At 68.9% G+C, this 18,352-nt stretch carries 16 protein-coding genes; 6 read left to right on the forward strand and 10 right to left on the reverse strand.

Features of this window, described 5'->3' with window-relative positions; genetic code table 11:
- Positions 1 to 25 precede the first annotated feature (25 nt).
- Positions 26 to 1,078, reverse strand: a complete 1,053-nt coding sequence (locus tag BM228_RS19730; protein WP_092043288.1) for a helix-turn-helix domain-containing protein — start codon at positions 1,076 to 1,078, stop codon at positions 26 to 28.
- A 497-nt stretch (positions 1,079 to 1,575) separates the two neighbouring features.
- Here BM228_RS19730 and BM228_RS19735 point away from each other — a divergent pair, with 497 nt between their 5' ends.
- The 3 genes from BM228_RS19735 to BM228_RS19745 all read left to right on the forward strand — a co-directional run bounded on the left by BM228_RS19735 (position 1,576) and on the right by BM228_RS19745 (position 8,654).
- Complete coding sequence (locus BM228_RS19735; protein WP_280142338.1) at positions 1,576 to 6,228, forward strand: S8 family serine peptidase; 4,653 nt, start codon at positions 1,576 to 1,578, stop codon at positions 6,226 to 6,228.
- Positions 6,229 to 6,630: 402 nt separating this feature from the next.
- Complete coding sequence (locus tag BM228_RS19740) at positions 6,631 to 6,978, forward strand: hypothetical protein (RefSeq protein WP_139234132.1); 348 nt, start codon at positions 6,631 to 6,633, stop codon at positions 6,976 to 6,978.
- Between the two features lie 281 nt (positions 6,979 to 7,259).
- A complete protein-coding gene (locus BM228_RS19745; RefSeq protein WP_244537223.1) occupies positions 7,260 to 8,654 on the forward strand; it encodes an FAD/NAD(P)-binding protein in 1,395 nt (464 codons plus the stop codon).
- 21 nt (positions 8,655 to 8,675) lie between these two features.
- Here BM228_RS19745 and BM228_RS19750 read toward each other — a convergent pair whose 3' ends face one another.
- On the reverse strand, positions 8,676 to 9,197 hold the full coding sequence (locus tag BM228_RS19750; RefSeq protein ID WP_244537224.1) for a helix-turn-helix domain-containing protein: 522 nt from the start codon (positions 9,195 to 9,197) through the stop codon (positions 8,676 to 8,678).
- Positions 9,198 to 9,460: 263 nt separating this feature from the next.
- On the opposite strand from BM228_RS19750, the gene BM228_RS19755 reads away from it, so the two are divergent.
- Positions 9,461 to 11,809, forward strand: coding sequence for a TonB-dependent siderophore receptor (locus BM228_RS19755; RefSeq protein WP_092043294.1), 2,349 nt, complete (start codon positions 9,461 to 9,463; stop codon positions 11,807 to 11,809).
- A 10-nt stretch (positions 11,810 to 11,819) separates the two neighbouring features.
- Positions 11,820 to 13,394, forward strand: a complete 1,575-nt coding sequence (locus BM228_RS19760) for a PepSY-associated TM helix domain-containing protein (protein WP_092043295.1) — start codon at positions 11,820 to 11,822, stop codon at positions 13,392 to 13,394.
- 51 nt (positions 13,395 to 13,445) lie between these two features.
- On the opposite strand, the gene BM228_RS19765 is transcribed toward BM228_RS19760, so the two are convergent.
- The gene (locus BM228_RS19765) at positions 13,446 to 13,955 is read right to left on the reverse strand and encodes a DUF3016 domain-containing protein (protein ID WP_092043297.1); all 510 of its coding nucleotides are present in this window, start codon (positions 13,953 to 13,955) and stop codon (positions 13,446 to 13,448) included.
- A gap of 268 nt (positions 13,956 to 14,223) precedes the next feature.
- On the opposite strand from BM228_RS19765, the gene BM228_RS35865 reads away from it, so the two are divergent.
- Positions 14,224 to 14,352: a hypothetical protein gene (locus tag BM228_RS35865; protein ID WP_280142339.1), complete on the forward strand. Its 129-nt coding sequence runs from the start codon at positions 14,224 to 14,226 to the stop codon at positions 14,350 to 14,352.
- A 12-nt stretch (positions 14,353 to 14,364) separates the two neighbouring features.
- Here BM228_RS35865 and BM228_RS19770 read toward each other — a convergent pair whose 3' ends face one another.
- The 7 genes from BM228_RS19770 to BM228_RS19800 form a co-directional block, all read right to left on the reverse strand.
- Entirely contained in the window at positions 14,365 to 14,643 is a 279-nt protein-coding gene (locus BM228_RS19770; RefSeq protein ID WP_092043298.1) for an adenylosuccinate synthase, read from the reverse strand.
- Positions 14,644 to 14,677: 34 nt separating this feature from the next.
- Complete coding sequence (locus tag BM228_RS19775) at positions 14,678 to 14,923, reverse strand: DUF6894 family protein (RefSeq protein ID WP_092043344.1); 246 nt, start codon at positions 14,921 to 14,923, stop codon at positions 14,678 to 14,680.
- Positions 14,924 to 15,274: 351 nt separating this feature from the next.
- Entirely contained in the window at positions 15,275 to 15,733 is a 459-nt protein-coding gene (locus tag BM228_RS19780) for a Ros/MucR family transcriptional regulator (protein WP_092043300.1), read from the reverse strand.
- A 323-nt stretch (positions 15,734 to 16,056) separates the two neighbouring features.
- Positions 16,057 to 16,710: a hypothetical protein gene (locus BM228_RS19785; protein WP_092043301.1), complete on the reverse strand. Its 654-nt coding sequence runs from the start codon at positions 16,708 to 16,710 to the stop codon at positions 16,057 to 16,059.
- 42 nt (positions 16,711 to 16,752) lie between these two features.
- Positions 16,753 to 17,136 carry a hypothetical protein gene (locus BM228_RS19790; RefSeq protein WP_092043303.1) on the reverse strand — a complete coding sequence of 128 codons (384 nt, stop codon included), beginning with the start codon at positions 17,134 to 17,136 and terminating at the stop codon, positions 16,753 to 16,755.
- 275 nt (positions 17,137 to 17,411) lie between these two features.
- On the reverse strand, positions 17,412 to 17,636 hold the full coding sequence (locus BM228_RS19795; protein ID WP_092043305.1) for a hypothetical protein: 225 nt from the start codon (positions 17,634 to 17,636) through the stop codon (positions 17,412 to 17,414).
- Positions 17,637 to 17,739: 103 nt separating this feature from the next.
- Entirely contained in the window at positions 17,740 to 18,351 is a 612-nt protein-coding gene (locus BM228_RS19800; RefSeq protein ID WP_092043306.1) for a PAS domain-containing protein, read from the reverse strand.
- Position 18,352 lies beyond the last annotated feature (1 nt).

Below are 18,352 nucleotides of genomic sequence, written 5' to 3' on the forward strand. Positions count from 1 at the left end.
GGATCGCTCCGCTTTGATGCAGCCTTCAGAGGCTCTCGATCCAGGTCCGCCTGACCGAGACGGAGTCGGGCATCCAGGCCGTGACGATCCGGCGTGGGGCGTCGCTGGGAATGAAGCCGAACCGGCGCTTGAAGGCGCGTCGGAAGGTCCGCTCATCCGAGAAGCCGACCGCGTAGGCGATCTGGGATATCCGGGCCGGCCGCGCGCCCTCCTTGATCAGCAGGCGCATGGCGTACATCAGGCGGCGGTCGCGGATGTAGGAGACGATGCCGTTCGGTGCGAATTCCCGGTACAGGGTCGATCGCGACAGGCCGAGCCGCTCGGCGATCAGCGCCGGCGTGAGCTTCGGGTTGCCGAGTTCCGCTTCGATGAACCGGCGGGTCCGGATCCGCACATCCAGGTTCTGGCAGGCACTTCCGTCCTCCTGGCCGCGCAACCAAGTCGCGCAGAGCTGGATGATCGCCGACGAGGCCGACAGCGCCTCGCGCCGGTCCAGAAGGTCGCCGCAGGCCACGACATTGGCGACGAAAGTGTGGACCAGGCTCCCGAACGGGTCGCCATCGTGGTCGAGGGGGCGGCCGTGCAAGGCCTCCGGGCGGCAGCCCTGCTTCTCCAGCAAGACGCGCGGAATCAGCACGTTGGTCGCATCGACGGCATCCGCGACGATGCGCACGGGCTGCGCCAGGTCGAAGACGATGCACTGGACCTCGGTGACCGGCCGGGTGCTGCGGTCCGTCTCGACGAGGCTCTGCCCCCGCCGGTAGAATTGCAGGAGGATGTGATCGATCCCCTGTCGGTGGATCGTCTCCTCCGACCGTTCGAGGATGTGGGCCGGCGCGACGACGTCGCCGACGATCATTTCGCCGAGGTGATAGCTCCGCATCGCGATCGGGACGCTGAGGTCGGTCTCAGGGCGGAAGCTGACCTCGAAGATCGGCGCGAGGTGATGCCGCCACGCATGGCCCAAGGCGCCCGGATCGTCGGGCGGCTCGAAGCGCATGCAGGCGATGCGCGTTTCCGCAGCGACCCCGTCGCCGGCCCGGGCGGTGATTTCGCTCTCTGATTCTTCAGAAGACATTGATGCAACCGAAGTCTCGTTTCATCCCGTCACGACGATGATGGCGTGTCAACGCCTGTGTTGCGAAGCATCGATGCCAGGTTATCCCAAAATTTAGTCAATCTTACTGCTGCGATCATGCGTTTCATGGCGAGCCAAGCGGCGATCCATCTTGAAACACTGTCGATCCCACGCGCGACGGATGTCAAATTCAGACCAGAATTATCACTTCAAATTGATATTCTATGATAGCCGCACAACTTTGCCTCGATTTCACTGATGCTTTCAGATCACATCATGATAAAGTCGAAATTTGTAAGCTCAAACAAAGTTGATTCCACGCAATTTCGGGATAAAAATGCCTATCACGGTCACTGATTCTCTACTTTATTCTATATATTGCGAGTACACAGATGGACATCGAGCAAAAATCACCAGTTTTTGCTGACGATTTCAAACTTGGGCGGGTACGATCGCTCTCGTTCATACGTCGAAAGGGGTCTTCGCGGCGCAGACTCATGCTGGGCTGTTCGCTCGCCGTGCTGGCGACGGCGATGGGGCCGGCTGCCGCGCAGGGTGTCCCGGCGCGATGGTCTCCCTTTACCCTCGGTCTGACCGCGTCGGATTTCGACACGCCCGAGTACCGGGCCGATTGGGGCTTGGCCCAGATCAATGCTGCGACGGCCTACGCCCGCGGCTTCACCGGCGCTGGTGTGCTGGTGGCGGTCTACGATACCGGCATCGATCGAACGCACCCAGAATTTTCCGGTCGCATCTCGGCCGCCTCGCGGAATTTCTTCTCGGCCTCCGACTTCAACTTCTTTCCCAATTTCATCACGGACGAGCAGGGCCACGGTACGCACGTATCAGGTACGATCGGTGCGGCACGCAACGGCGTCGGAACCATGGGCGTCGCCTACGACAGCACGATCCTGACCCTCTACACGCTCCCACCCAGTTACGCGTGGACGACATTCTCCGATTTTCGAGTCAACGGCCCCACGGCGATCGACTACGCAACCCAGCGGAGTGCCCGGATCTTCAATGGCAGCTATGGACCAGCCTATCCGCGCCCCTTCAACGATGACGGCACGGTCAATCCTCAATATGTGCTCCTGCCGTTCCAGCCATACATTCTAGACAGCACGAAAGCTCAATACGACGCGCTCAAGCGAGCCGCCGACAGCGGTATGCTGTTGGTCTTTGCCGCCGGCAACGGACGCGAGGATCAGCCGCTGATCTCGCAGAATCCGATAGGTGCGGCTCTCTACCCGTATATCCAACCCAGCCACGCCAACAGCGGCGTCTACCGATTCTATGACAGTGCGGGATTCCGAACCGACCAGAGCCAGGTCGACTTTTCCGGTGTCGCCGGCTCGATCGTCGCGGTCGTCGCCACCGACCGCAACAACAAGATCGCCTCGTTCAGCAACTGGTGCGGCGTCGCCGCCGCTTGGTGCATCGCCGCGCCGGGGGTCAACGTCCTGTCGACCGTGCCGACCGGCAGCGGCGACGCCGGATCCAACTATGACGCCATGAGCGGCACCTCGATGGCGACGCCGCACGTGTCCGGTGCGGCCGCGGTGCTGACGCAGGCCTTCCCGTTCCTGACGGCGCCGCAGATCGCCCAGACGATGTTCACCACCGCCACCCATCTCGGCGATGGTCCCAGCAACACCCCGAACGCCATCTACGGCTGGGGCCTGCTCAATCTCGGCAAGGCGATCGACGGGCCGGGGCAGTTCACCTCCACCTGGACGGTCAACACCACCTACAAGAGCCAAGCGTATTATGGCCTGTTCGCCAACGACATTTCCGGGGTCGGTGGCCTGGTGAAGACCGGCGCCGGCATCCTGGATCTCACCGGCACGAACAGCTACGCTGGTGGCACCACCATCAACGGCGGCGTGCTCGGCGTCCTGGCCGACCGCAACCTCGGCGCCGCGAGTGGCGGCCTTGCTTTCGGCGGCGGCACCCTCGAAGTCCTGGCCGACAGCTTCGCCACCGCCCGGCCGGTGACGCTCAACAGCACCGGCACGCTTCAGATCGATACCGGGACCGCGCGTTTCGCGGGCAAGATCACGAACGGAACCAGGGCGGGAGCGCTGATCAAGTCCGGGCTCGGCACCGCTAGCCTGTCGGCGGCCAACACCTACACGGGCAGCACCCTCGTGGCGGCGGGCACGCTGGCGCTGACGGCGACCGGCCGCCTCGTCTCGCCGATCTCCGTCGGCACGGCCGGCAGCTTCGTGAACGCCGGCATCGCTTCGAGCGGCTTGACCAATGCCGGTTCCACGACCAACACCGGCACCATCGGCGGCCGGGTGACCAATGCCGGCCTCCTGACCACGCGAGGCACCCTCTCGGGCGGGCTGGCGAATGCCGGCTACACCGCCAATGCCGGAACGATCGCCGGCGGCGTGAGTAACACCGGCCTCCTGACCACCAGTGGATGGATCTCCGGCGGCCTCACGAATGCCGGTTACACCGCCAACACCGGTGCCATTGCCGGGCGCGTGACCAATGCCGGCATCCTGACCACCAGCGGCACCGTCTCCGGTGGACTGGCGAACGCCGGTTACACCGCCAACGCCGGTACGATCGCCGGCGGCGTGACCAACACCGGCGTCCTGGCAACCAGCGGCACGATCTCGGGCGGACTGGCGAACGCCGGCTACGCCGCCAACACCGGCACGATCGGCGGTGGTGTCAGTAACGCCGGCACCTTGGCCACCAGCGGCAGCCTCTCCGGCGGCCTGGCCAATGCCGGCTACACGGCCAATGCCGGTACGATCGCCGGCGGCGTGACCAATGCCGGAACCCTGACCACCAGCGGCACGCTCTCCGGCGGGGTGACCAACACCGGCAGCCTGGTCGCCAGCGCCGGCCGGGTCGATGGCGCGATCCGGAACGCCGCCGGCACCTTCACGGTCACCGGCACGGTCGCGAGCGACAACGCCTTCACCAACGCTGCCGGCGCCACCCTGGCGGTGGCGGGGGGCGGCGCCTACGGCCTGGCCGGGGCGCTCAGCAACGCCGGCACGGTCGCGGTCGCGGCCAGCGCGAGCCTCTCGGCCGCCGAGATCGGCAATGCCGGCCTGCTGGTCAGCGACGGCACCCTGAACGGGCCCGTGTCGAACACCGGCACCGCCCGCCTGTCCGGCCAGCTCAACGGCGCCCTGACCAACACCGGCGCCCTGCTGTTCACCGGCCCGGTCGCCGGCCTCACCGCGCTCACTACCTCCGGCCCGCTCGACCTCGGTGGCGGCGCCTTCAGCATCGCCAGCCTGTCCGGATCGGCCACGGCCGTGCTCGGCAACGGCCGGCTCACGGTGGGCGGCTCCGGCTCCTCCACCTATGCCGGCGCCATCGTGGATGGCGGCAGCGCCACGACGCTGACCAAGGTCGGCACCGGCACGCTCAACGTCACCGGCACCGGCCGCTTCTCCGGCCCGACCACGGTGCAGCAGGGCACGCTGGCGCTCAACGGCGCCTGGACCTCGCCGGTCACGGTGGCGGCGGCCGGCACCCTGCGCGGCACCGGCACCATTGCCGCCCCGGTGGCGGTGGCCGGCGCCCTGCGGCCGGGCAACTCACCCGGCACGCTCACCGTGATCGGCCCGGTGAGCTTCGCCCCCGGCAGCGTGTTCGGGCTCGACATCGACGGGACCGGCCCCGGCGCCGGGGCGGGCAACTACTCCCGCCTGCTGGCGGTGGGTCCGAGCGGCGCGGTTTCGGCCAACGGCACCCTGGTGCCGAGCTTGCGCGGGATCACCGGCAATGCCGGCAACAGCTTCACCCCGGCGCTGGGCCAGCGCTTCTCCGTGCTGGTGGCGCAGGCAGGCCTCGGCGGCTCCTTCAGCGGGCTCGCCCAGCCGACGGCCGGCTTGGCCGCGGCCACGCGCTTCGACGCGCTCTACGGGGCCGCCGAGCTCGACCTCGTGGTGACGCCCGCCGCCTACGGCAACCTCGCGCCCCTGGGCCTCGCCCAGACCGGCAATGCCCGGGCGGTGGGCGCCGCCCTCGACCTCGCCCGGCCGGAGGCCGGGACCCGGCCCAACGCCGCCCAGGCGCGGGTCTACGATCCGCTCTACGCCGCCGCCCCCACCACCCTGTCCGGCTCGCTCGCGAGCCTGTCGGGCCAGAGCTACGGCGACGCCCTGGTCGCCGACCTGACCGCGCGCCGTCTGGTCGCCGCCACGATCGACCGGCACCTGACCCTGGGCGGCGGCAGCGCCAGCTTCAGCACTGGCGGCGCCGGGCTCGGGCCGAACCGCACCGCGCTCGACCTACGCGGCGGCGCCGGGGCGCCCGACCAGCCGCTGGCGGCCGGCGAGGGCCGGATCTGGGCGGACGCGCTCTACGGCTTCGGCGGCCGCGGCGGCGACCGCGCCGCCGGCGGGGCGGATCTCGATGCCGGCGGCCTGCTGCTCGGGGTCGACCGCCAGGTCGGGCGCGACACGCTGGTGGGCGGCGCGTTCAGCTACCTGCGCGAGACCGGCGCCTCCCGGAGCGCCGGGGTGGGCATCGGGCTCGGGTCGTTCACCGCCGACAGCTACGGCGGCACGCTCTACGGCAGCACCCGGCTGGGCGCGGTGGTGCTGCGCGGCACGGCCGGGGGTGCCTATGCCGACGGCCGGATCAACCGGACGGTGACGCTGGGCTCGGCCCTGGTGCGGGCGAGCGGCGCGCCCGGGGGAGCCGATCTCGGCCTGTCCGGCTTTGCCGGCTACGCCATCGGCACCGGGCTGCCGGTGGAATTCGTGCCGGAACTGGGCTTCAGCTACGACCGGCTGAGCCGGGGCCGGGTGGCCGAGCGCGGCGGTCTGGTCCAGCAGGCCTTCACCACGGCGGCGCTGGAGGGCGCGCGGCTCCTGGCGGGCGGCCGGCTCGCAAGCCTCGCGGTGGACGAGACCGCGGGTCTGCGCCTCGACGCGCGGGCGTACTGGGCACACGAGCTCGCCGACACGGCGGCGGTGGTGCGCTCCAGCCTGTTCGGGGCTCCGTTCGCGACCCGCACGAGCGCGCTGGCCCGGGACGGGGCGGTGCTGGGCGTGAGCCTGTCCGGCCCGGTGGCCGAGGGCGTGTCCCTTTCGGCGAGCTACACCGGCGAGGTCCGCCCCGGCGCCAACGCCCAGGTCTTCTCGGCTGGGTTGCAAGCCGCTTGGTGAACCCATGCTCCAGCCGCGATCGCCTCTCGGGCGGCTGCGGCTGGATTTCTTCGCTCTGATCCGATGCGAGAGGCCGGCGCGGGTAGCCATGGCCAGTGCTTCGCTCGGTCCTCGGCTAGGCGGTCTGATCGACGTGGATTGCCTCCAAGGGCGTCGCGGCCAACCGCTCGGCGCTGGAGCGTGATAGGTGGTTGGCCAAACGGTGGCTCTGCCGTTCGATTGGCTGCGCTTGGTCTCATCGGAGGCATCCCGTCGCCCGGGCGAAATTTCGGATTGGCCGACGTGCTGGATTTGTCCGCCGCGCGCTGGAGACTGCGTGCATCTCGGATAGCAATACAACTTTTGATTGCATTACTTTTTGCAATCACGGATCATCGGTGGTGTGCGATCGAGAGGGCCACCATGCGGACGATCGAGAATCGTCGATCCGAAAGGTCGCGGAACGCGATGCGCCGAGAGGCGATAACCGCGGCATCGGCCATCGGATTTCTTGCTGGCGGGGGCGCCCGGATGGTGACTGGCCTGGGTGATGGGCAGCGCGTCCTCTTCGAAGCGCTCTCCCTGTCGCTGGGAGCGATCGCGGCAGCGGTGCTGGCCGGTATCGTGGTAAACCTGATCGCCCTGCCGGCGCTGAGCTGGGTTCTGCCCGGACGCAGGTTGCCAGCCCGTGCCTACCGGGTGGCCGGGGCACTGTCCGGGGTCGCAGCCTTCGCGAGTGCCTTCGTCCAGTTCACGCCCTTGGCGGTTTAGAGGCTGCCGCTGGAGGGCAGGCGCCGGTCGATCGGCCAGGCCGACGACGGATTGGTGCCGGTGACGGATGTTTCTCGTGAAACATCGGCCCGTCATTTCTCACCTCGGATCCACGTAACCCGTTCCGACCGCGGCCAACCGGCTCGAATCGCGATGCTCCACCTCTCCGCGCGCGCCTCTCAAAGCGGCCGATCTCTTTAGCGTGCATCAGCCCACCCCGACGGGGTTGCGCACCCGCCGCGTGCCTGATCGAAGATCCCCAAAATCCTCGGGGACGCTCCGTGATCGCGACATCGACTCCAAGCCCTCTCCGCCTCGCGATCATCGGTGGCGGCTTCACCGGCGCGGTGCTCGCCATCCACGCGGTGCGGGCTTCGACGGGGCCGCTCGATATCGTGGTGCTGGAGCCCCGGGCCGAGCTCGGGCGCGGGGTGGCCTATAGCACCCGCGACCGCAGCCACCGGATCAACGTGCCGAGCGACCGTCTCGACATCACGGCCGGCGAGTCGGGCGCCGCGACCGCGTGGCTGCACGCGCACGGCATCCTGCCCGATCCCGAGAGCGAGGATACCACCGGCGCCTACGTGCCCCGGGCCGATTACGGCGCCTATATCGGTGACGTTCTGGCCCGGACCCTCGCGGCGGCAGCGGGCCGGGTGCGCCTGCGCCACCTGCGCACCACCGCCACGGACGTGCGGGACTCGGACGGGACCTGGACGATCGTCACCCAGGCCGGCGAGCGGGTCGCGGCCGACCGCGTCGCGCTGTGCTTCGGCCATGCCGTGCCCGCCCTGCCCTGCCGGCTTGGTCCGGGCGTCGCGGAGGCTGCGCACTTCGTGGCCGATCCCTGGGCGGCCGACGCGCTCGCGGGGATCGGCCCGGAATCCTCCGTGCTGGTGGTCGGCACCGGGCTGACCATGGCGGATGTCGTGACGAGCCTCGGCGCCAGGGGGCATCACGGGAAGATCACGGCCGTGTCGCGGCGCGGCCTCCTGCCGAAGACGCACGGGGTCTTCAAGATGGATCTCGACGTCACCGGCGGCCAGCGGCCCGCCACCGCGCTGGAACTGCTTCGAATGATCCGGCGGCAGATCGCGGCGGCGGACCCGGCTTTGGGCTGGCACCCGGTGGTCGATTCCCTGCGCCCGGCGCTGCCCGATCTCTGGGGTGGGCTGCCGGCCGACGAGAAGCGAAGGGTCGTCCGGCGTCTGCTGCCGTTCTGGGAGGTCCACCGCTTCCGCATCGCGCCGCAGATCCAGGCGGCGCTGGCCCACGCCCAGGCGGAGGGGCGCCTGACGGTGGAGCGGGCCACCATCACCGGCCTGGATCTCGGCGCGGACGGGCGGCTGGAAGCGGAGCTGCGCCGCGGCCGCGGTGAGACCGAGCGGCGCCGGTTCGACGCGGTGGTGCTGTGCACCGGGCCGGAGCGCGATGTGGCGCGCAACCCGCTGGTCGCCGCCCTGCTGGCCGACGGGACGGCCAGCCTCGACACGGTCGGGCTCGGTCTTGCCGTGGATCGTCGCAGCCGCGTGCGCGATGCCTCGGGCCAGTCCCGGCCCGGCCTCTACGCCTTCGGGCCGATGACGCGCGGCAGCTTCGGCGAGATGACCGGCGCCCCCGACATCGCCCAGCACATCGAGCGGACGGTGGGCGGCCTGCTCGCCGGTGAGACCTGAGAACCGGTCCCCGCGCCGTTATCAGGATTCGGTGCTGGCGTTCCGGAGTGCGGCCGCGGCCTTCACGATCGACAGGATGCCGCTGCGCGTGGTCTGGTCCGGGATCGACCGGAAGGCGGCCACGAGCTCCATGATCGCGGGATCATCGAAATAGGTCTGGACGGGCGCAGCGCTCCCATCCGCCGGCACCTTGTCGGCGAAAAACGTCTCGACCGGGACCTTGAGCAGGTCCGCTATCATCTGCAGGCGACTGGCACCGACGCGGTTGCGGCCCTTCTCGTATTTCTGAACCTGCTGGAAACTCACGCCGATGGCGTGACCGAGCGTCGTCTGGCTCAGCCCCTGCGCGGCCCGGATCGCCGCGATGCGGCTCCCGATCGCGCGATCGGCGTCTGTTGCCAGCTTCGGTTTGGTCACGGTCATCATGTCAGGACGGTCTTTCAGGGCGTGCGGGCGAGGTCGACCGCAATCCAGGCGGCATAACTGTATCGTGCACGATTGAGTTTCGCGCGGCAATGCAACCCCCGCTTGTGCACCGCGCATATCTTGGCCGTATCGGTGAGCCGATGTCACCGCGTCATCGCGTCCTCGGGCAGGCCGATCCGCGCGCTTGGATGTGCCCATTCCCTTAGGTTTGGCTGGCGCAGCTCCCACAACTTGGAATGGGTCCAAGTTATATTAGAATTACTCCATAACATAGCGGTTGCCTCGACCAATACTCTGATGCCAACACGATCACGACCGCGTGAAGTCCCGGTTTTCGCGGGGAGCACGGGGAGTTTCGTACTCGTATTAGAGGCGCCTGAATGGACCGGTCCCGGGCTGTATCGACCTGGAACGCACGCGAACGGTCGCTGGCCGGTTCCCTGTATCTGGCGTTGCTCTCGACGACTTGCGCCGTGCTCGCACCGGGTGTCGCCCGGGCCCAGACCGCGCCGACCACCGATATCGAGCTGTCCGAACTGAGCGTGACCGGCGAAGGCAGCGGCCGGACCCTCAACGGCGACCTGTACGGCGCCGGCGGAGCGGTCGGCCCGGTTCCCGGCTACGTAGCCAGCCGCAGTACGGTCGGCACCAAGACCGACACCCCGATCCTGGAGACGGCGCAATCCATCTCGGTCGTCGGTCGCCAGCAGATCGAGGACCAGAACGCGCTGACGGTCACACAGGCTTTGCGCTACACGCCGGGTGTCTTCGCCGAGTCGCGCGGCGGTGCCGGCTCGACCCGCCTGGAGCTGTTCAACATCCGAGGCTTCGCGGCGCCGGTCTTCCTGGATCAGATGGCGCTCATCAGCGGGCGCGACGCCAACACGTCGATCGACGTCTACCGTCTGGAGCGGATCGACATCATCAAGGGGCCGGCCTCGGTGCTGTACGGGCAGTCGGGCCCGGGCGGCATCGTCAACTTGGTGTCGAAGGTGCCGCGATTCGTCAGCCACGGCGAGGTCTTCCTACAGGGCGGCGGCTTCAACGAGGTCCGGAGCGGATTCGACATCGGCGGCCCGATCGCGTCCGACATCCCGGGTCTGGCCGACCAGTTCGCCTACCGGGTGATCGGGCTCGGCTGGAACGGCGACGGGCCGGCCGCGACCACCAAGGTCGAGCGCGCCTTCATCAATCCGAGCATCACCTGGCGCCCATCCACCGACACGTCGCTGACCCTGATCGGCAATTATCAGCGCGATCCCTTCTCGGGCTTCTACGGCGGCTTCCCGGCGGTGGGCACCGTGTTCCCGCGCAATTTCGGTGGTGGCCTGTTCGGGCGGCTGCCGGTGAATTTCTACGACGGCGATCGCAACATCGAGCGCTCCGACCGGACCCAGGCCTCGATCGAGTACCTGTTCGACCAGCGCATCGGCGAGAACCTGCGGTTTCACTCGGCCGGGCGCTACCTGCGCACCCAGGGCGATTACCGCAGCGTCTACGGTGCCTTCAACGACCGGAACGGCCCGACCGCCAGCGGGCCGCTCCTGGCACGCTCGATCATCGGCACCAACGTGGCGGCCGAAGCCTACACGATGGACAACAACTTCATCGCCGAGTTCGATACCGGGTTCATCGCACACACGGCCCTGCTGGGCGTCGATCACCGGACCTTCAGCACCCGCACCAGCGGCACCCCGTTCCCGAGCGCCCCGGACCTCAACATCCTGGCGCCGAACTATGCCATGAACATCGCCTTCCCAGCCTTCAACACCACCTCGCGGGTCGATGCCCAGCAGACCGGCGTGTACTTTCAGGATCAGGCGAAGTTCGATCGCGTCGTGCTGACGCTCGGCGGCCGCTACGACGTCGCCCGCCAGACCGGCCCGACCCGCAGCTTCTCCGGAAACACCAGCACCCTGACGCTTCAGGACGCGCCCTCGGACGCCCTGACCTATCGTGCGAGCCTGCTGTACCAATTCGACAGCGGCGTGGCGCCATACGTGTCCTACAGCCAGGCCTTCGAACCAATCGTGAGCGGGCGCGTGTTCGACAGTGCGTTCGGATCGGTGGGCCGCGTGCCCGACCCGGTCCGCAGCGACCAGTACGAGGCCGGCATCAAGTATCAGCCGCCGGGCACCGACATCCTGCTCACCGCCGCAGTCTTCGACATCCGCCAGTCGAACCGGACCTCCGCGGATCCCCTGCGCCAGGGCTTCGTGGTCCAGACCGGCGAAGTCGGCGCCCAGGGCGTCGAGTTCGAGGCCCGGACTAACCTGGCCGAGGGCCTGACACTGATCGGAGGCGTCTCGCTCCTCGACATCCGCAACGTGCGGGATACCGGCAACACGACGAACGACCTCACCCGGCTGTCGGTGCCGCTTCAGGGGCGGCGCCCGGTGCAGGTGCCGGACACGACGATCTCGCTGCTGGCGAACTACCGCTTTACCGACGGCCCCCTGTTGGGCCTCGGGATCGGTGGCGGTGTGCGCTATCTCGGCCCGTCCTGGGGCGATCCGGCCAACACCTTCCAGGTGCCGGAGAGCGTGGTCGTCGACGCGGTCGCGTCCTACGACATGCGGCACCTCGCTCCGAGCCTGGAAGGGCTCACGGCGGAGCTGAACGTCAACAACCTCCTGGACGAGCGCTTCGTCTCGAGCTGCCTGTCCTACTCGGCCTGCTTCTACGGCCTGCCGCGCACGGTCTACGGAACCCTGCGCTACCGCTGGTGAGAGCCGACCGATGCGCACCAGCTTCCGGCAATCGATGGCGTGGCTGCACGCCTGGTCCGGCCTGATCGTCGGCTGGGTGCTGTTCGCGGTCTTCGTCACCGGGACCGCGAGCTATTACCGGCCCGAAATCTCGCGCTGGATGCGGCCGGAACTCCATGCCGGTGCGGAGCTCGGCCCCGACGCGCTCGCGGCCTCGGTGGAACGTGGCGTCGCCTATCTGCAGGCGCAGGCGGGCAGGGCGCGGTCGTGGTCCATCACGCCGCCGCGCCCGGACATACCCCTGGTCGAACTGTTCTGGCGGACCGGGCCGGGCCAGCCGCCCAACCGCGTGTTCCTCGATCCGGCGACCGGGGCGCCGGCCGCCCTGCGCGACACCCGCGGCGGCGATTTCCTCTATCGCTTCCACTTCGAGCTGAACATGGCGCCCCTCTGGGGCCGCTGGATCGTCGGCATCTGCGCGATGATCATGCTGATGGCGCTGGTCTCGGGGATCATCACCCATCGGCGGATCTTCGCCGACTTCTTCACCTTCCGGCGGGACAAGTCCGCCCAGCGCGGCTGGCTCGACGCCCACAATGTCACGGGCGTGCTCGCGCTGCCGTTCCACCTGATGATCACCTATACGGGGCTGGTCACCCTGTCGTTCCTGTACATGCCGTGGGGCATGAACGCGGCCTATCGGGGCGACACGCAGCGCTTCTTCGCCGAGGCCGGCCAGATCACCGCGCCGCGCCCGCCGGCGGGCCGGGCGGGCGCGCTGGCCCCCGTCGGCCCGATGGTGCTGCGCGCCCTGGCGACGATCCACGAGCCCCTGGAGCGGATCTCGATCGTCAACCCGAAGGATGTGAACGCCACCGTGGTCGTCGTGTTCGAGGAGCCCCACGGGCTCTCGCACGAGCATCCGCAGGTCGCCTTCGACGGGACCACTGGCGCGGTCCTGGAGGTCCGGGCGGGCGGGTTGAAGCCCGCGGCCAAGACCTTCACCACGATGGTCGGCCTGCACGAGGCGCATTTCGCCGGGCCGGCCCTGCGCATCCTGTTCTTCCTGTGCGGGCTCGCGGGCAGCGCCATGGTGGCCACCGGCCTGCTGCTGTGGTCGGTGGCGCGCCTGCCCAAGAAGGCCGGGGCCGACCCGCATCTGGGCCTGCGCCTCGTCCAGGGCCTCAACATCGCGACCATCGCCGGGCTGCCGGCGGCCATCGCGGGCTATTTCCTGGCCAACCGGATCCTGCCGGTGGGGATGCCCGACCGGGCGCTCTGGGAGATCCGCGGGTTCTTCGCCGTCTGGGTGCTGATCGCCGCGGTCGGCTTGGTGCGTCCGCAGCGCCGGGCCTGGCCCGAGGTGCTGAGTGCGGCGGCCGCCCTGTACGCGGCGGCCGCTGTCGCCGATGGCTGGCGGATGCAGCGGGCCTTCGGCGCTGGCGACCCGGTCGATCCGCTGTTCGTCGGGGTCGATCTCGTGCTGCTGGGCCTCGCGGCCCTCCTCCTCTTCGCCGCCGGCAAGGCTGCCCGCTACGACGGCAGCCGGCGTACGCGCGCCCGCGGCGCCCCCCGGGAGGCTGTGAGCGGCACCGCCGCCGAGTGATCGCTGCGGACGGGTTTCGGGGATTGCCGGGTGACCGTCTCAGCGCTCGCCTCAACCGCGCTCGGCCCCCGTGGGAAACCGCTTTGCGAACCAGTCCCGCAGGAGCTGGCGCTCGTAATACAGGCCACCGGTGGAGAAGCGCGGATTGGACGTCAGCAGGAAGTTGATGTCCGTCACCGTGTCCTCGCCCTGCGCGACGATGCGGCCGCTCCGGCGCAGCACGTAGGCGAGGCGGATGCGCGGCGGGGTGGCGTCGGTCACGACCCGGACGCCCGTGGGCGAGGCGAAACCCGACCGGTCGAACCCGGCGAGGTCGATGTCGAGGACGGTGATGTCGAGGCGCTCGTCCGGGCGAAGCCGGGCATTGCCGAGATCGACGAGAATCCGCGTCAGCTCGGCCAACGTCACCCGAAGGGGCTGCCCTGAGGCGAAGCGGTTCTCCGCGTCGGTAAAGCGCTCCGGCGCGGCGTAGCGGACCTGGACCTCCGCGGCGGCCGGTCCGGCTGCCAGCAGCATCCCGGCCAGGACGAGGCCGGCCGTGCCTGCACTGCGCTTGCTCATGTCGAACCTATCGTCTCGCCCGTCGTGACCCGCGGTTGCGGCCGTGTGTCGCCGGGTCGGCCACCGGATCGCCGGGACCGGGGCGGACGAACCGCGCGCAACGGGGAAACCCCTTGAACGGCCTTCCGTTTCCGCAATCCGGACGACGCGCGGTCGGGCGCGTGCGAATTCAGCCATGGGTGGAAGCGTCCATAGTCTCGCCGCGTTCCGGGCGCCACCTGTCACCATCAGCCCGCGAGGGCGGCCCTCTCATGGGAGCGCGCACCGCTTGATCAACTCCATCCTGGCGATCCTCACCGTTATCGCGGTCCTGGCCCTCACGGCACTGTTCAAGCTGCCGCTCCTGCCGTTCCGCCTGGCCGGCCGTCTGCTGCGGGGCCGTCCGGCGGTCGCCTGACCGCCCCCCGGATCATCCCGCCGCGTCGATGACGAATTCCATGCCGCGGCCCGGCCCCTGATCGGCGTAGTCGACGAGTGCCAAGCCGCGCTCGGCGAGGGTCTCTTCGACGATCCCGCGCTCCTTGCGCACCATCTGGCCGATCGCCAGGGGTGTCAGGCGCGGGCTCACCCGCCGCAGCTGATCGACCCCGATGCTCGCCGGCATGCCGTCGCCCTCGGCGATCCGAGCGAGCGCGAGGCCCAGATCCTTCGCCTTGGTCTCCGCTGCGGATTTCGGCTTGAACGCCATCTTGGTGTCTCCCTAATTCCCGAGCCAGCGCGTCTCACGCGGCCTGCACATCCACGTTCACGTCGACGAAGGCCCGGATCCAGACCCGCCGCCCCTTCGCGTCGTAGACCTCGACCTGCCAGCCCGACCAGTCGAACCGCTCGATCCGCTCCATCAGCCCCAGGGCGACCCGCTCGGCATGGACGCGCGTCTGCGCCAAGGTCGGCAAGCGCCGGCCCGTGAGGTCGATCACCAGCTCGTGCCCGTCCGTGCAGTGGAAGCGGTAGAGCTTCGTCGGCATCGGCCGTTCCTCGATCAATCGACAGCCCTCCGGTTCCGTTCAAGGCCGCGGCATCGCGACAGCCCTTCGCCCGTCCGCACGCTTATGTTCATGATATGTTCTCAATATAGGGGCGTCGCGATGCATCCACAACCACACGAACGCTCTGTGGAGATCCGTCTCACCCAGCCATTGCGCTCGGCGCGACGCCGGAGCGGACCGGCCTGACGATCACACCCGATGCGGATCGTCCGCGTCTTCGCCAGTAAACTTTTCCCTGACCGTCGAGACGGTCAGGTTCCAAGGCGGATCGAACCCGTCGATGGACGCGATGACGGCGGCCCAGGGCCTGCCCCGTCGGGGACAGCGCTCTCAGGCGGCCTTGCCCTTGCGCTTGGCCATCGAGCCGGGCTGGCCCAGACCGATCGCCTTGGCGAGGGCGGAGCGCTGCTCGGCGTAGCTCGGGGCGACCATGGGATAATCGGATGGCAGGCCGTAGCGCTCGCGGTAGCTCTGCGGGCTGAGGCCGTTGGCGGCCAGATGCCGCTTGAGGGTCTTGTAGGTCTTGCCGTCGAGGAAGCTGACGATCCCGTCCTGCTGGACCGACTTGCGGATCTGGGCGGGGCTCAGCTTGTCGACGGCGACGGGCGCGGACGCGCCGCTCTCGACCGGCGCCGTGCCGGAGGCCAGGCTGGCGATCGCGCCGTAGACCCGGGCGATCAGGGCCGGCAGCTCTGTAGCCGGGACAGGATTGTTCGCGACGTAGGCGGCGACAAGATCAACCGCCAACTCGGTGAAGTTGGAAGATTTCCCATAGGATGCCTCGTTCATATTGAGCCCTTCTGATCGTGCAACGCTCCCCTTGTTGTTTCGGGCGGACTTGGGATTCAACACACCAAATGCGGCTTTCAACGTTATTTTGTTCATAGGATGCGTTTCGGGGCAGGCCGCGTCACAGGAATGTCGGCGCATCGGCCCGAAGAATGGTTGCCGGCTTTCGGAAGGGACGGCGCGCCCTCAAGACCGTCGCGGACTTCGGAAACCCCAAATGAAAAGCGGCCGGGATCAAGATCCCGGCCGCTGACGTGAAGATAAAAGCGTGTCGACGCGTTGCGGATCGATCCGGCTGACGCCGCCTCGGCCGCTTCGCGCGATCAGAGGCTCGTGGTGCCCGGATAGGCCCGGACCCGGTTCCGGCCGTCGATCGGGCCGGCATCGGCGGTCCCGGCCGTCGAAGCCGGAGCCTCCCAACCATCGGCCCGCCAGGCGCTGGCCTTCTGGTCGAGATCGACCGAGCCGTGCTGCTCCAGAACGTCCATGACCATCGGCACCATCGTGGTGCGCGCCTCGTCGATCCGGACGGTGACCAGCGTCCCGCCCCGGCGCACGCCCTCGCCATAGGCATGGGCGTCCTTCTCGCTGACGCCGGCGCCGGTGAGCGCCCCACCGAGTCCGCCCGCGGCGGCACCGATCCCGGCGCCCGTCAGGGTGGCGACGAGCCAGCCCGCAGCCACCACCGGGCCGACGCCCGGGATCGCGATCAGGCCGAGACCCGCCAGAAGGCCGGCCGCGCCGCCGACCACGGTGCCGAGGGTAGCCCCGGTGCCGGTCCCGTCCTTGGCCTTCTCCTTGGTGTCCTCGCTGACATGGGTTCCGTCCGTGCCGGTGCGGCCGGCGTGGCGGTCACCCTCGTTGTTGCTCACGAGGCTGATGTCGCCGTGCGGGATGCCGCCGGCTTCGAGCTTGCCGACAGCGGCGGTGGCATCCTCGTAGCGGTCATAGAGGGCCGTAATGGTTTGCTGAGCCATGTGAAGTCTCCTTCGTGCAGGTCGGGGGTCGCGGTCAGCGGATCACTGGGCCGAGACGTTGCCCTTGAAATCGAGGCCGACTTTGACCGGCTTGCCGCCATGCATGGCGGTGCCGCGCCAGATGCCGTCACCGTCCTTCATGAGATCCTTGGCGTCCGCGTAGCCGGACTTCTCGAGCCGCGCGCGCGCCTCACCCTCGGTGAAGCTGTTGGCGCCCTTCTCGAGCTGGACGTTGGCATGGGCGCCGGCGCCGCCGCCATCGGGGGTCATCTTGTCGGTGTTCGGCCGGGTGACGCTGTTCTGCCCGCCGGATTGCTGACTCGTCTTCGCGTCTGGGGCCGCCGGCGTGCCGGTCACGGTGGTCTGCGCGAGAGCGCCCGACCCGAACAGCGTGGCGACAAGAAGGGCGGCAAGAGTGGTACGCATGATGGGCTCCGTCGATCATTCCGGACCCCTTCAATCCCCGCGATCCCTGATGCGTTCCATTCAATTGGTATTTACGGATCACATCCGACGTTTTCAGACATAGGTTATATTTGGTTCCCAAAAATCGCGTTTCTGAATATCTTCCGAATAAATTTAGCCCTTGAAAAACATCGTTGGATCAACAGCCGCAACCCGGAAGCGCATCCCGGGCCGCGTCTCGATGCTGCCGACGTCCGATCCGTCTCTCGCGAAAGGCGGCAGCCGGATGGAAGGCGTCAGCCGGCGCCGTGGCCGCCCTTGCGATTGTCCGGCCGGGGCGTGGGCGGGCGCGTGTCGTAGCCGCCGCTTTCAGGGGCCGTCTCGTCCGACGCTTCGGGGTGACCTGGGGCGTGCGGGCCGCTGCCGCCTGCGGCGGGGTCGGGCGTCGTCACTGCGCCCGCCGGCCGTGCGGGCGGCACCGTTCCGAGGGCTTCGCGCGCCGCGTCGACATCCTGTCCCATCTGATCCTCCCGGTTGTTCGTGGAGGGCCAAGACGGTCAGGGCGCGGCATGTTCCCGATGCGCGGGCGCGCGGGCGGCCGCGATCGTCCGGAAGCGGCGCGGCTCAGGGCCCGCCGCCGGTCCGCGCGATCGCGCGACCGAGGCTCATCAGCAGCACGTCCGCGGCGGCGCGAACGTCGGGCGGCGTCTCAGCATCGAGGGTGCGCTTCAGCGCGATGGCCAGATCGGCGGCCCGCTCCAGGGAATCGACCGGTGCCGTCAGGTTGCTGAAGACGTAGCGCTCGCCGCCCGGATGCTGCATCTCGGTGATGTCGATGATGACGCCGCGGCAGCGGACCGGGCGCCCGTTCGGGTCCAGATAGGTGCGCCCGCGGCTGAGCAGCCAGCGCACCGTCCCGTCCTCGGCGATGACCCGGTATTCGGCGATCACCAGGCCGCCGGTCCGCGAGGCCTGCTGGACATGCTCGAGCAGCCAGGCATGGTCGGCGGGATGCACGGTGGCCATGGCGGCGAGGCCGGTCAGCTCGGTCTCGGCCAGATCGGGATCGCCGGCCAGCAAGCGCGCCGCGCCGGCATCGTACACCACCACGTGACGGACGATGTCCCAGTCCCAGACGCCGACCACGCACGACGCCTCCAGCGCGGCGCGGAGCCGGTCGAGCGGTTCACGCAAGCCGTCGGTCGCGTCGACCGGCGTCTTCGAGCGCTGTCCCATC

Source organism: Methylobacterium pseudosasicola (genome assembly GCF_900114535.1).
Classification (GTDB): Bacteria; Pseudomonadota; Alphaproteobacteria; order Rhizobiales; family Beijerinckiaceae; genus Methylobacterium; species Methylobacterium pseudosasicola.

Excerpts from the sequence above, each read along its gene's own strand:
- BM228_RS19735 (WP_280142338.1), top strand. The coding sequence starts at position 1,576 with ATGCTGGGCTGTTCGCTCGCCGTGCTGGCGACGGCGATGGGGCCGGCT.
- BM228_RS19760 (WP_092043295.1), top strand. The coding sequence starts at position 11,820 with ATGCGCACCAGCTTCCGGCAATCGATGGCGTGGCTGCACGCCTGGTCC.
- BM228_RS19785 (WP_092043301.1), bottom strand. The coding sequence starts at position 16,710 with ATGGCTCAGCAAACCATTACGGCCCTCTATGACCGCTACGAGGATGCC.
- BM228_RS19795 (WP_092043305.1), bottom strand. The coding sequence starts at position 17,636 with ATGGGACAGGATGTCGACGCGGCGCGCGAAGCCCTCGGAACGGTGCCG.
- BM228_RS19750 (WP_244537224.1), bottom strand. The coding sequence starts at position 9,197 with ATGCGCGGTGCACAAGCGGGGGTTGCATTGCCGCGCGAAACTCAATCG.
- BM228_RS19765 (WP_092043297.1), bottom strand. The coding sequence starts at position 13,955 with ATGAGCAAGCGCAGTGCAGGCACGGCCGGCCTCGTCCTGGCCGGGATG.
- BM228_RS19790 (WP_092043303.1), bottom strand. The coding sequence starts at position 17,136 with ATGCGTACCACTCTTGCCGCCCTTCTTGTCGCCACGCTGTTCGGGTCG.
- BM228_RS19730 (WP_092043288.1), bottom strand. The coding sequence starts at position 1,078 with ATGTCTTCTGAAGAATCAGAGAGCGAAATCACCGCCCGGGCCGGCGAC.
- BM228_RS19770 (WP_092043298.1), bottom strand. The coding sequence starts at position 14,643 with ATGGCGTTCAAGCCGAAATCCGCAGCGGAGACCAAGGCGAAGGATCTG.
- BM228_RS19755 (WP_092043294.1), top strand. The coding sequence starts at position 9,461 with ATGGACCGGTCCCGGGCTGTATCGACCTGGAACGCACGCGAACGGTCG.
- BM228_RS19780 (WP_092043300.1), bottom strand. The coding sequence starts at position 15,733 with ATGAACGAGGCATCCTATGGGAAATCTTCCAACTTCACCGAGTTGGCG.
- BM228_RS19775 (WP_092043344.1), bottom strand. The coding sequence starts at position 14,923 with ATGCCGACGAAGCTCTACCGCTTCCACTGCACGGACGGGCACGAGCTG.
- BM228_RS19740 (WP_139234132.1), top strand. The coding sequence starts at position 6,631 with ATGCGGACGATCGAGAATCGTCGATCCGAAAGGTCGCGGAACGCGATG.
- BM228_RS19800 (WP_092043306.1), bottom strand. The coding sequence starts at position 18,351 with ATGGGACAGCGCTCGAAGACGCCGGTCGACGCGACCGACGGCTTGCGT.